The sequence below is a fragment of the Orrella marina genome (assembly GCF_003058465.1).
GTDB classification, from domain to species: domain Bacteria; phylum Pseudomonadota; class Gammaproteobacteria; order Burkholderiales; family Burkholderiaceae_B; genus Algicoccus; species Algicoccus marinus.
On the sequence record NZ_CP028901.1, the window covers coordinates 1,403,410 to 1,416,926 of the forward strand.

A 13,517-nucleotide genomic window follows, 5' to 3' on the forward strand; every position below is an offset into this window, starting at 1 on the left:
TTGGTTGCTGAGCATTTCAGCACCCGAAATAGAAAAACCCGCACGATCACTCGCGCGGGTTTCTTCGGACTAATGGAGAGAACCTTAGACAGGTTCGATCTCGAGCAGATTAGTCGACGAGTTGAATGTTGGTCGCACTTGGGCCTTTGGCGCCCTGACCAATTTCAAAGCTGACTTTCTGGTTTTCTTGAAGGCTCTTGTAGCCATCAGCACGAATTTCCGAGTAGTGAGCAAACAGATCTTTGCCACCACCATCAGGCATGATGAAACCATAACCTTTTTCTGAGTTGAACCACTTAACGATACCGGTTGCCATGATAGACACTTCCTTGATAGAGATTTATTAAAAATGGCTTGCGCCAAGAATGCCAGATGATCAAGGAAGGTAAAGGACTACTCGTACCGCACTGGGCGACAGATAAAAATCGAAAACCGCGTCGCTTGAGAATCTTGCCTAGCTAATGTAGTCGGCATCTGTGATTGCGTCAAATACTTTTTACGTTCCTTGGGCAATTTCCTCACACAGCGATCAAACGCACACAGAATCTGTGCGTTTTTGTCCTCAGCAGCCTACAGGACTGACACTGCCAGCCGAATACACTTGTCAATCCAACACATACCGTTCACACAAATCAGGAGACCGAGGCAATGAGCGACATTCTCTGGGAACAAACCGGCGGCATCGCGCGCATCATTCTGAACAAACCCGACCGAAAGAACGCCATCGGCGGGGATATGCGAGCCAACTTGACCGCATACTTTGACCGGGCCAATGAAGACACATCTGTGCGTGCGGTCCTGCTTGAGGCTCGAGGCGATTGCTTTTGTGCCGGCGCCGATGTGCAAGCCATGGGCAAGCTGAGCGCGTTTGAAGACCGTAAACGCCTCCAGCTTCATAGTCACAGAATGATCAAAAGCCTGTATGCGCTGGAGAAGCCGGTGACCGCTGTTGTACGAGGCCCGGCTGTCGGAATGGGGCTATCAATGGTGCTGGCGTGTGACTTCGTCCTGGCAAGCGAGAATGCCCGATTCTCTTGTGTGTTCAGCCGGCGGGGACTGGCCCCTGACACGGGTAGCGCATTCATGCTAAGTCGCCTGGTCAGCCCGATGAAGGCAAGAGATCTGATCTACACAGGACGTTTTTTTGACGCCCAGGAGGCGCACGCACTCGAACTGGTCACACATGTCGTTCAAGACCAGCACCTCGAGTCCCGTGCAACCGAATATGCAGCGAAGCTGGCCGAGCTCCCCACCCTCTCGGTAGCCATGTCCAAGAAAATGCTGCAGTTGTCCCTGTCACCAAGCCTGGACAGTTTTCTGGATTATGAAGCGCTGATCCAGCCATTGATGCGCACAACCGAAGACTTCCAGGAGGGGGTCGCGGCGTTTCGGGAAAAGCGCCCTGCCCGCTTTCAGGGCAAATAGCTTGCCATCAACCAGATCCGTCACGGCCTGATTCAAACGCTCAAAGCAAATGTCATCGCGCTAGCTATGCCAGCGCCACGATAATCGGGCCCCATACGGCAAAGAGGACGTTAGATACCGCGTAACAGACCGTGAAACCAATCACCGGTGTCTGACTTCCAGATTCTTCGATAATCGTGTTCATTGAGGCAGCCTCGGTCTGTGCCCCGGCTATTCCACCGAGCAATATCATAGGGTGCAGCTTGAGCAGATACTTGCCAAAATAAAATGCCACAATCGGTGGGATCAGCGTCACGAACACGCCTGCGCCAACCAGCGCTAGTCCATGTTTTTGCATTGCGGCAATCGCTGCAGGACCAGCCATCAACCCGACCACAGCAGCAAATGCGGTCAAGCCCAACTCGGAAAACGCCCACTGGGCCGCCGGCGGAAGATCCCCAAAGCCGGGGTAACGCGAATGCGCCCACCCCACCACCAGCGCCACAACCAGAATACCGCCTCCCACGCCGAGCTCGATAGGAACCACTCCAATGTGAGCAGAAAGCAATCCAAGCAGCGTTCCAATCACAATTGCGAGCGTGTGAATGGCGATATCGCTTTTGTAATGTCCCGTCTTGACACGACCAAATCTGGTGGCAATCGCTTCGACTTGCGAAGGTCTGCCAGAGATCTCGACCAGGTCACCGATCCGGTAGACGGTATGGTTTATCAAAGGCAGGTCAAATCCGGATCGTACAATTCGATTCAGAAATACACCGTGCCGGCTCAGCGGCCCTGTTTCAGCCCTCAACTCACCCAGCGTCTTGCCTGCATACTGGCGACGATTCAGCACAATAGTCAGCGTCTTTTGTGGATAAGACAATGCGACAGGACTGTCGATCTCAGGTCCAAACAGATAATCCATGTCGCTGACATAATCGCGACGCGCAACCAGACCAACAATATCCCCAGCCTCCAGCTTCAAAGAGATGTCGCGCTCAATGATCCGATTGCCGCGGATGACACGCTCAATGCTCAGATGCTTGCTCTGCGCTTCAACTTCTTCGATCGACTTGCCATCAGCTGGCATACCTGCTTTCACCAGATGGGCACGACCGACCATCATCTTGTAGGTGTTGACTTCTTCGTCTTTGCCAGCATTGCCCTTGCCAGCCAGTTCTGCCTCAAGCTCTCGGGCGGACGCTTTCAGATCAATACCGAGGAGCATCGGCGCGACTGAGCTGACAAAAATGATCAGACCGATGGTTCCAAACAGATAGGTAACGGCGTAGGCAATTGCCATGTGACTGTTGAGTGTCTCTAACTCATCCGCCGAAATGGGCAAGCTATGCATCGCACTCGACGCCGTTCCCATCATGGCAGTATCCGTCAACGCACCCGCACCAAGACCGGCGGCAAACCCGGCATCAAAACCAAAATAAGCATTCATGGCCAGAATGCATAACAGACCGGTAACGCACAACACCACCGACAACATGACCAGTTTCAAGGTGCCACGGCTCAAGCTTCCAAAAAAACCTGGGCCGCTCTTGAATCCCACGGCATAAATGAAGAGCGCGAAGAAAACAGCTTTGAGAATGCTCGGTATCTCGATATCGATCTGCCCGATCAGCAAGCCCATCAGCAGCGATCCCGCCACGGTACCTAGATGAAAACTTCTCCATTTGAGTCGACCAACCAGCGTTCCGAGTGCGATTGAAAGAAAGATCGCAATCTCAGGGTTCTCGCGAAATGCGTGCAAAAGAGAGTCGATCATGGCATCAGGACTATTAGAAAGGTTGAGAACAACATCCACCGGAACCATACCTCAAAGGATGAGACTTGAGATTCCAGATGAGGCAGCACCTCCCCGTCTATTCGAGTGGCGCATCACATGTCAGTTGTCGTAGCGTAATCTCTGAGTAACCTGTGCGCATAGCCCATGTCAATCCAGACCAATCGGTCCAATGCGAGAATAAAAAGAATTTAGAATCACTTCACCTGAGCGCAGGCAGTCACACCCGCGAAGATCCCGGTCAGTGGTGTATGCAAAATACAACACAGCACCCACCATGCACCGGGACAAGATCACCGACTGATCTCTTGCATTGGCCACGGAATTCATTTAAGACTTGATAACGGAGTTTTAAATGAACACAGTCTTGCCGCGTCTCATGCAAAAGGCCGTCCAGGATGAGTTGGAAGGCGAGAATTTCGATTCCGTGTGCCTTCAGTAATAGCAGCATAGCCTGATAGTGAACCCTTGCAGGATAGCGGCTAAATGCTGTTCGACATCAGCCTTCAAGAATAGGTTATTCACCGAACCAGCGAGACTGCCAGACATTGGGAGCAGTTCGTCCTGATCCAGGATCCCTTGGCAAGGTCGGAAAACGCTAAATCAAAGATGCTTGAACGGAACCCTGCTCGCTTGCTTGATCTTAAACGGGATTGATTTCCCCAGGACGCAAGCGGCTTGCCGAACTTGTCGCGGCCTACCAAAACCGACTGTTGCAGAAGCGCGCCTGAAAAGCCATACCCGCTTCGCTGGTGCTTGCTTCTACCGATCAAAACCCGCCTCAAAATGTGCTTGCCCAAGCATAGCACCGCTGGTTGCGAGCGTGTTTTGATTGGTTAAGGCTCACTTCGCTACCCGTTGAAGTTTCTCGAAGGCAACAAAAAAGGCGCCCGGCGTTGGCTTGGGCACCTTTTTACTTCGAAAATTCGTGGTGGGTGCTGAGGGGTTCGAACCCCCGACCTACGCCTTGTAAGGGCGCCGCTCTACCAGCTGAGCTAAGCACCCACGAATATGAGTGACTGTTTTTTCAGTTCACGTGAAGCATTGTAAACCATCTTGGAAAATCGCGTTTAAGCAGCTAACGCTTCACAATACTTGCTCCACAATACTTACTTTCGGTTGCACTCCGACCAGGGCGCTCGTTTTCCCGCACCATCCAAGCTTCCAACTGACACCAAAACCCAGCCGAAACCTTCACGTGAGGAAACTGGCACTACTCACCTGTCCAAGTGTGTGGCAGACGAATCTGTCAATGACCGTCAAAGAATCCTGATGAAGCGCCGTGGCATATCAACCAATACCAGAGGCTCCTCAACCGAAGGTCCGCATTATAGCGGACCTTTTTAAAACGTCAAACTGACTGGAGGCTAATAAGCCAAGGCCATTCAGTTCACTGCATCCTTGAGCGCCTTGCCCGGACGAAACTTTGGCACTTTTGCCTTTTTGATCTTGATCTCCTCTCCAGTGCGGGGATTGCGACCAGTACGCGCAGCACGCGCGGAAACTGCAAATGTTCCAAAACCGACCAGTGTTACCGTGCCACCTTTTTTGAGGGTGGTCTTGACACCGCCAATCAGCGCTTCAAGGGCACGACCTGCCGCTGCCTTCGAAATATCTGCCTCAGAAGCAATGTGGTCGATCAATTCGGTTTTGTTCATGTCAGGTTTACCCCTTATCTTGAGATTGGATTTGCAGATAACCAGAATCTGACTCGACCTGGTTCGAGCGCGAGCCGATCGGCACTCGTCGCATACCTGATATTTAGCGCCGTGAACAATGGTCTGTCAAGTGACGATCACCCGAAGAACCGCATCCAGAATGACCTCAGACTGTACCGTCAACCAATCCCGGCAAGCACAATTCCGCCGGTAACAATCACAGGCCGTCTGCACAAGAGGTCAGCGCTGAACTGAAGTCATGCAGTAGATCCGCCTCGTCCTCAATGCCTACCGAGACACGAATCAGGTTGTCCGCAATACCCATCTGAGCGCGCATCTGATGACCCATTTCAAAGTAGATCGTATGGGCCGCAGGCAGGCATAGTGTTCGGGTGTCACCGAGGTGGGTTGCCAGCACGGCAACCTTGAGGCGGTTAAGCAAGTCAAAACAATCGACCTTGGAGATAGGCGCAAATGACAGCAAAGTGCCATACCTCCCCCCAAAAAGCACCTTCGCCCGCTCGTGCTGCGGGTGACCGGCCAGCCCCGGGTAAGAAACCATATCGACAGCCGTGTGCGCTTGCAGCATTCTGGCAAGCGCCAATGCGTTGTCGCACGCACGTTCAAGCCGCAACGCCAGTGTTTCCGCTCCCAGTGCAATACGGTGTGCGGGTTCGGCCGCGAGCGTCGCGCCCATGTCGCGCAAGCCCTTCTTCTTGATCTGCGTCAACCCCCATCCGGCTGGGTCACCTGATTTGTAGATATCCAGGATGTTCGGATAGGAAAACCAGTCAAAGAGCCCCGTGTCAATCAGTGCACCACCGAGCGCCTGTGCCTGCCCGGCAATGTGCTTGGACAAGGAATGCATCACCAGACTTGCCTGAACATCACGCGCCTTGAACAGCCACGGGGAGGTCAGCGTACTATCAATCACGTAAAGGAGTCCGTTTTCTTTGGCAAGTCGACCAATGCCGGCAAGATCCGCGATCTGGGTTCCAGGATTGGCAATCGTTTCGACAAACACCATCCGGGTGTTGGGTTGAATTGCAGCGCTGACCGCTTCGACATCAGTCGCATCCACCAGCGTGACTTCAATGCCGAGTTGGCGCAGCGAGCCAAACAAACTATTGGTATTGCCAAAAACATACTGGCTCGAAATCAGGTGATCCCCTGATTTGAGCAAGGTCGTGAACATGGCTGCCAGCGCGGCCATGCCGGTCGAGAAAACAATACTTGCTCGGCCCTGCTCCATGATCGCCAGTTTGCTCTCGAGCGCTGCCGTGGTGGGGGTTCCCTGACGCGCATACGAAAATCCTGGCTTGCCCTGAAACACCGCTGCGAGCTCGCGCGCGTCGCTGTACGCATACTGGGATGATGTGTGGATCGGCTTGTGGACTGCACCATGCTCGGCGCCCTGCCGCCGGTCGGCATGCAGGATCCGGGTGGTCAGTCCCTCTGAGTGGCTATCTTGTGTCATGAAATGATGGTGCAAAAAATATGGAAAACCCGACAACGGCCTACAGGTGGGGAGAGCGGGCGATACAGAAATACAGGCTTGACAGGCAATCAGATGCAAGACTCGAGATTGGCACCTGGTGTCTGGTCTGACTCACCACGAATCAAAACCAGACTGGACTCAATTCCTTGCTCAGGCAGCGGTGACTCCGGTTGCACTCATCGGCGCAAAAGAAACTCGACATGATTGGCCAGAAAAAAATCCAACCGGAGCACTCATGGCTCATGACTGATTGCGAATCAGACTCGATTTTAACGCTCACAGTGGTGTCACTGACCTGGTTACTGACTTTGCGGGTCTGAACTGCGAATCAACCCGCCATGCTGCCGTGACTGCTCACCACATAGACAGTGTGTTACGTGTAGCCCGTGCGCAAGCAAGGAGGAGCACGTCGCGTCCATGTCGGATCAGCCCGCCAGACTGCCCAGGATTTACCGCGAAGTGACTACGCGACGCTGGCGAACGGTTTCAAACAGGCACACGCCGGTTGCAACACTGACATTCAGGCTCTCGACCGAACCTGCCATTGGAATGCGAACCAGCATGTCGCAGAGCTCACGTGTCAAGTGGCGCATACCTTCACCTTCAGCCCCCATGACCCAGGCCACAGGCATGCTGAGGTCTACCTGATCCGGAGTCTGCTCAGCCCGCTCGTCAGTACCGACGATCCATACTCCGCGTGCTTTCAGATCACGAAGGCAGCGCGCCAGATTGGTTACCATCAGATAGGGCGTAGTCTCGGCTGCTCCACAAGCAATACGCTGGGCGACTGTTCCAAGCCCTACTGCCCGATCCTTGGGAGCGATCACCGCATGCACCCCAGCCGCGTTGGCCGTACGCATGCATGCTCCAAGATTATGGGGATCGGTAATGCCATCAAGTACCAGCAAGAAAGGGGGCTCAGCCATCCCTTCAAACACGTCATCAAGGTCTTGCGCCAGATCAATTGGCTCAACCAGCGCCACCACCCCCTGATGCCTGGCCTGACCAGCCAGTTCATCAATCCGGGCACCGTCAACAGGGTGAACTTTGACGCCAGCCTTGACCATTCGGTCAATCAGACTCTGCATGCGCTTGTCACGTCGCTGCCCGTCAACATAAACCTGGCGAATGGACTGCGGAGCGTGACGCACGCGTGCAGTGACCGCATGAAACCCTGCTAATACCTGATTCTGACTCATTCTTTAATTTCTGTCTGATAGTGTCTACTGCCGAGCAAATCGCAAAAATCCGTCGGCAATTTCTGTGCGCACTGGCAATCCACGATATCAACGCTTCTTGCGGGAGCCAGGCTTCTTAGGGGAGGCAGCAACCTTTGCCTTCTGCTTATCGGCACGCTTGGCCTGAGCCCTTCTCTGCCCTGCAGTCCCCTTGAGTTCTGCAGGTTTAGGGGCTGCAGGCTTCTTGCGCTTTGGAGGCGCCTGCGGATCGACCCGGCGTGAGGCGCGCTTGAGCGCTGAGTAAGATGTGCCGTCCACCAGTCTGAATTCGATCCGGCGCGCTTCGAGGTCAACTTTTGCAACCTGGACCTGAACCGAATCGGTCAGACGGTAGCGCATCCCGGTTCGTTCGCCACGCAACTCATGCATCGCGTCGCTATACTGAAAGTACTCCGTTCCGAGCTCGGACACATGCACCATGCCTTCGACGTGCAGTGTGTCAAGCGTGACAAATATCCCAAAACTGGCCACCCCGGTGACCCGGCCACTGAAAACCTCGCCAACGCGCTCCTTGACAAACCAGCACTTGAGCCACGCCTCGACATCACGGGAAGCATCATCAGCCCTTCTTTCTCTGGCCGAGAGCAGAATACCAAGCTTCTCCCAGATATCATGCTCGACCTCTCGCCGTGTCATACCAGGCACCACTACGTGATCAGGGGCATCCGGGACATATCGCCGTTTTTCCAGCAATGCCTTGATAACCCGGTGTGTCGTGAGGTCCGGGTAACGCCGGATGGGGGACGTGAAATGGGTATACGCCGGGTAGGACAGGCCGAAGTGACCCGCGTTGTCGGGTGAATAGATTGCCTGTTGCATGGATCGCAGACACATCGTCTGCAACAGATCGAAGTCCGGGCGCGCCCTTGCCTTGTCGATGAGCGCCGCGTAATCGCTGGCTTCAGGAGAGTCACCGCCACCGAGCCCAAGTCCAAGCGTCTTGAGAAACGCTCGCAAGGACTGCAGTTTCTCGGGCGTCGGCCCTTCATGTACACGAAACAGACCTGGATGCTTGCTACGAAGGATGAAGTCCGCCGCGCAAGTATTGGCAGCCAGCATGCACTCCTCGATCAGCTTGTGTGCATCGTTGCGTACATGACCAATGATGTTGTCAATACGTCCCAGCTCATTGCAGACAATCTTGGTCTCGATCGTTTCAAAGTCAATCGCACCACGCTTTTTGCGCGCGGCGCTGAACAACTGGTAAAGCGTGTGCAGGTTCTGCAGAGGCTCAAGCACGTGCTCCATTGATCGCGCAACCGGCCCAGTGGGCTGCTGCAAAGCCTCCCAGACCTGGTTGTATGTGGTCCGGGCATGTGAGTTGATGACCGCGTTATAGAACTGATAGGCAACTACCTGCCCGGCCTTTGCACCACTGCCAGCAATGACCATATCGCAGACCAGTGTCAGACGCTCAACATTGGGCTTCAGTGAGCAAAGCCCGTTGGAGAGCTTTTCTGGAAGCATCGGAATGACGCGCCTCGGGAAGTAGACACTCGTTCCGCGCTCTCTGGCATCGTCATCCAGTGCATCCGCATCTTGCACATAGTGACTGACATCGGCAATTGCGACCAGCAATCGCCACCCAGGCCGCTTGCGGCTTGCACTGCCAAGATCAACTGGTTCGCAGTAAACCGCATCGTCAAAGTCTCGGGCGTCTTCGCCGTCAATAGTCAGAAGCGGAACATCCCGCAGATCGACTCGGGACTTCAGATCAGAGGTGCGCACCATCTCTGGCAGTGAGTCCGACTGCCGCATTGCCCGATCACTGAACCCGACCGGAACGTCGAACTTGCGTACTGCAATTTCGATTTCCATGCCTGGATCGTCAATCTCACCAAGAATTTCTTCAACCCGGCCCAGTGGCTGAGTGTGACGGGTCGGTTGCTCGATGATATCAACAGACACCACCTGACCATGCTGCGCACCACCCGTTTCCCCCGGCGGGATGAGCACATCGTGCTTGATACGTTGATCTTCTGGCACCACAATCGACAGGCCGCGCTCATTTAAAAACCGCCCAACAAGGCGGTTGGTACGGCGCTCAAGCACCTCAACGATCGTGCCATCCGGCTTACCACGGTACTCGCCCGTCTGCTTGACCAGCACCCGATCACCATGCAGGACCTTCTGCATCTCCCGGGGAGATAGAAAAATATCCTGACCACCATCATCGCGCTGCAGGAATCCAAATCCATCCCGATGTCCAAGTACTCTTCCGGCCACAAACTCAAGTTTGTTGGCCAGTAGCAAGACCCCTTTGCGATTGGGCATCAACTGACCGTCCCGCTCCATGGCGCCAAGACGACGCTCAAAACCCACCAGCGTTTCGGGGCGCGTCAGGGATAGCCGCTCAGCCAGTTCCACGGGTGTCAATGGCGTCTCGGCCTTGCGCAGCACGGCCAGAATCTGCTCCCGACTCGGCACATCCGGATCGTATTCAGGATGATTGCTTGACTGATCTGTCGTTCGTTTGCCACGCCGTCCACGAACGGCTGAAACATTTTTTGAGGGCTGAATTGCCAAAATTAAAATCTCGTCTATAATGCGTTTCTCGTCAGCGACATTATGCCTGACAACGAGGCCCAGGTGGCGGAATTGGTAGACGCGCATGGTTCAGGTCCATGTGCCGCAAGGTGTGGAGGTTCGAGTCCTCTCCTGGGCACCACCGCTGTACACAGAGAACCCAGCTAAGCTTATTGTTTAGCTGGGTTTTTTGCTTTGCGACGCCATCTTTCAGGGCTCTTCACCGTTGCCAACCAACGGCTCTTGGCTCTACCCCGTTAACTGGGGATGGCCACCCATCAGACACAGTTGATCACACCGCTCCAACCGCACTGGGCCAATGCCCGGGCCGGGCTCTGTTCAAACTGCTCGATCGTCCGGCTGCTTTGGGGTTACCGCTTCGAGGCACCACTACGAACGCATCGCGCGTACACTTATATTCAACAATACCCGCCAAGGCTATGCGCGAATGCGTATCCTCAAACCGGCGGGTTACTTTTTGTGCGCCCACAATCAGTACTCCTGGGTTGCATCGAAGGTGGATAGATAAAGCCGTATCCTACCTAGCTTCCAAGGCTACCCAGCAACCATCTAAAATCGGGTTCCATACTTTATCAATGTCACGAAGGCACGCCACGTGACCAAAAAAGTCCTGATTATCGCGAGCCCAAACGGGGCGGGCAAAACCACCTTTGCTCGCGCGTTTCTGCCTGCTGAGGCCAAATTAACCCGCTTTATCAATGCCGATCTCATTGCCGCTGGGCTCTCACCCTTTCAGCCTGAGGTGACAGCGATCAAAGCTGGACGGTTGATGCTAGAGGAAATACGCGAATGCGTAGAGAGAACTTCGCCTTCGAAACCACATTGGCAGGAGGACTGGGATACTTGAGACATATCGAAGACTGGCGGAGCTGTGGGTACAGTGTTGGCCTATACTTTCTAAAACTTCCAGACCCAGAAACAGCAATTGACCGTGTCTGAACGCGTACGTCAAGGTGGGCACGACATTCCTGAGTCGGTTATCAGGCGGCGTTTCGCATCTGGATGGAAGAGCTTTCAGCAGCGTTACCGTCATGCTGTTGATTTCTGGGCTGTGTACGATAGCGCAGAGGTCCCCCCTGTGCTCTTGGAATGGAGTGAGCGCACGTGAAGCAAGACGACCTTATCAAAGCCAAAAACCCGGACCTCAGAGGGTCGCTGGCAGCAATGCAGCGAGCAGCCCAATCGGCACGCGACATTGCCATTCAAACCAACACCGCCATCATTGTCGTACGCAACGGCCAAAGAATTCGCATCACTGCTGCCGAACTACGTAAGGAGCGGGAACGGAATGCACCAGGAGCCTTGGACAACTGAATGGGAACCTGATCGACATCTGAGGCACGCACAAACCATCCCCGCCCTTCCCTTTTCTGACCTGACTGTGGTTTTTGGGGGAACAACAGATTTTTCCCCAGTACGTTCCGAGGTTTTATTTCAGTTTTAGTTTGTTGAGCACTCGCCAGGCACTGAGCGCCGTCGCAGGTCCGGAGGATAAAACATGCAGATAGCAAAGAACGCAGTGTTAGTCGCAGGCTTGTTGATGATTTCACCTGCTGTGGGTCAAGTGGCCGACCAGATCTGGTCGGGTGGTCCGGTTTTGACGATGAACGACGCCCAGCCCGTAGCGCAGGCGGTGGCGGTGATAGACGGGCGCATTCTGGCGGTGGGCAGCAACGAAGCGCTGCAGAAGCATCGCGGCGAGCAGACGCAGATGATGGACCTGAATGGCCAGGCGATGTTGCCGGGCTTCGTCGACGCGCACGGCCACGCCTTCATGATCGGCATTCAGGCCATGTCGGCCAACTTGCTGTCGCCGCCCGATGGCAAGGTGACCGACATGGCCGACCTTCAGGAAACGCTGCAAGCCTGGTCGCAGCAGCATGCCGACACGCAAAAGAGCATCGGCATGATCATCGGTTTCGGCTACGACGACGCCCAGCTGAAAGAGCAGCGCCACCCCACTCGTGAAGACCTGGATGCTGTGTCCAAAGACGTGCCTATTCTCATCATTCACCAGTCCGGCCACCTTGGCGTCATGAACAGCAAGGCCTTGCAGGCCGCCGGTATTCAGACAGGCGCAGTCAATCCGGAAGGCGGCGTCATCCGACGCGAACAGGACGGCAAGAGCCCAAACGGAGTTCTGGAAGAGGCCGCCTTCTTTGGCGCGCTGGCCAGCCAGTTCAAGAAGATGACTGCAGCCCAGGCTCAGGCACTGTTTGTGGCCGGTACCAACCTGCTGAGTCGCTACGGCTACACCACAGGGCAGGAAGGTCGTGCCACGTCAGGCATCGTGCCGTTCATGCGCGCGGCAGCAAAGGCGGGTGATATCCCCATCGATGTGGTGACTTATGTCGACGTGCTACAGGATCGTGATTTCATTGAAAAGAATGTCAGCAGTGACTACACGGACGGCTTTCGCGTTGGCGGTGCGAAGCTGACAATCGACGGTTCGCCCCAAGGGTTCACTGCGTACCGCGACCGGCCCTATTACAAGCCGCCCGCAGAGTATCGGGCCGATTATCGAGGCTATTCGGCCGCCACCCCAGACCAAGTATTCGACTCAGTGGACTGGGCCTTCGCAAATGACATCCAGATTCTGACCCACGCGAATGGCGAAGCCGCTTCAGACATGCTGTTGGCCGCCATCAAGACTGCGCGCGAGAAGCATGGCGTGAAAGACCGCCGTGCGGTTTTGATTCATGGGCAGTTTCTACGCCGCGACCAAATAGCCACTATCGACGAACTGGATGTGTTCCCGTCGCTATTCCCAATGCACACGTTCTATTGGGGTGACTGGCATCGCGATCGCACGGTGGGTCCGGTGAATGCCGACAACATTTCGCCCACCGGCTGGGTGAGCGAGCGCGGCATGATGTTTTCCACGCATCACGACGCGCCAGTTGCGTTTCCCGATTCCATGCGGGTGCTTTCAGCCACGGTTACACGGCGTTCGCGTTCCGGTGACATTCTTGGGCCCGATCAGCGTGTCGATGTCATGACCGCCTTAAAGGCGATGACAATCTGGCCGGCCTACCAGCACTTCGAGGAAAACATCAAGGGGTCAATCGAACCTGGCAAACTGGCTGATTTCGTCATCCTGTCGGACGATCCCACTGCGGTCAACCCGGAAATACTCGACACGCTGAATGTGATGCAGACCGTCAAAAAGGGTAAGGTCATCTATCGGCACGATAACGCCTCGGCTTGCGTGAGTTCGGCTGCCAATAGCGCAGCCATCGGCGATGTGCTGGCCAGGCTGCTGAACCAGTGGCAGCACAGTGAAGAGCAGGCTGGCCACGGCAGCCATGGTCATGGTCCCGAGTTGCTGATGGGCGCCTTGCTGCAAAGCCTGGACCAATGAGTTTTCAGCAAATGTT

Annotated in this window: 9 protein-coding genes, 2 tRNA genes and 1 pseudogene; 5 read left to right on the forward strand and 7 right to left on the reverse strand. The window is 54.9% G+C overall.

Going from position 1 to position 13,517, the window contains the following annotated elements:
• Positions 1-109: 109 nt before the first annotated feature.
• Entirely contained in the window at positions 110-316 is a 207-nt protein-coding gene (locus DBV39_RS06255) for a cold-shock protein (RefSeq protein WP_108620802.1), read from the reverse strand.
• 332 nt (positions 317-648) lie between these two features.
• Here DBV39_RS06255 and DBV39_RS06260 point away from each other — a divergent pair, with 332 nt between their 5' ends.
• The gene (locus tag DBV39_RS06260) at positions 649-1,425 is read left to right on the forward strand and encodes an enoyl-CoA hydratase/isomerase family protein (RefSeq protein WP_108620803.1); all 777 of its coding nucleotides are present in this window, start codon (positions 649-651) and stop codon (positions 1,423-1,425) included.
• 64 nt (positions 1,426-1,489) lie between these two features.
• Here the strand turns inward: DBV39_RS06260 and aspT are convergent, their stop codons facing one another.
• The 6 genes from aspT to rnr form a co-directional block, all read right to left on the reverse strand.
• Complete coding sequence (gene aspT, locus DBV39_RS06265; protein ID WP_108623137.1) at positions 1,490-3,181, reverse strand: aspartate-alanine antiporter; 1,692 nt, start codon at positions 3,179-3,181, stop codon at positions 1,490-1,492.
• A 947-nt stretch (positions 3,182-4,128) separates the two neighbouring features.
• A tRNA-Val gene (locus DBV39_RS06275) sits at positions 4,129-4,204 on the reverse strand.
• Positions 4,205-4,584: 380 nt separating this feature from the next.
• On the reverse strand, positions 4,585-4,857 hold the full coding sequence (locus DBV39_RS06280; protein WP_108620805.1) for an HU family DNA-binding protein: 273 nt from the start codon (positions 4,855-4,857) through the stop codon (positions 4,585-4,587).
• Between the two features lie 217 nt (positions 4,858-5,074).
• Positions 5,075-6,334, reverse strand: coding sequence for a cystathionine gamma-synthase family protein (locus DBV39_RS06285; RefSeq protein ID WP_108620806.1), 1,260 nt, complete (start codon positions 6,332-6,334; stop codon positions 5,075-5,077).
• Positions 6,335-6,804: 470 nt separating this feature from the next.
• Positions 6,805-7,554: a 23S rRNA (guanosine(2251)-2'-O)-methyltransferase RlmB gene (gene rlmB / locus DBV39_RS06290; RefSeq protein WP_108620807.1), complete on the reverse strand. Its 750-nt coding sequence runs from the start codon at positions 7,552-7,554 to the stop codon at positions 6,805-6,807.
• Between the two features lie 87 nt (positions 7,555-7,641).
• Positions 7,642-10,020, reverse strand: a complete 2,379-nt coding sequence (gene rnr / locus DBV39_RS06295) for a ribonuclease R (RefSeq protein WP_227870904.1) — start codon at positions 10,018-10,020, stop codon at positions 7,642-7,644.
• 156 nt (positions 10,021-10,176) lie between these two features.
• Here rnr and DBV39_RS06300 point away from each other — a divergent pair.
• The 4 genes and pseudogenes from DBV39_RS06300 (at position 10,177) to DBV39_RS06315 (ending at position 13,501) form a co-directional block, all read left to right on the forward strand.
• Positions 10,177-10,261 (forward strand) — tRNA-Leu (locus DBV39_RS06300).
• Positions 10,262-10,735: 474 nt separating this feature from the next.
• A pseudogene (locus DBV39_RS19865) lies at positions 10,736-11,248 on the forward strand (Zeta toxin family protein).
• Positions 11,245-11,454, forward strand: a complete 210-nt coding sequence (locus tag DBV39_RS06310; RefSeq protein WP_108620809.1) for a hypothetical protein — start codon at positions 11,245-11,247, stop codon at positions 11,452-11,454. Before DBV39_RS19865 ends, DBV39_RS06310 begins: the two are co-directional and overlap by 4 nt.
• Before the next feature lie 184 nt (positions 11,455-11,638).
• Entirely contained in the window at positions 11,639-13,501 is a 1,863-nt protein-coding gene (locus DBV39_RS06315) for an amidohydrolase (protein ID WP_108620810.1), read from the forward strand.
• Positions 13,502-13,517: the final 16 nt, after the last annotated feature.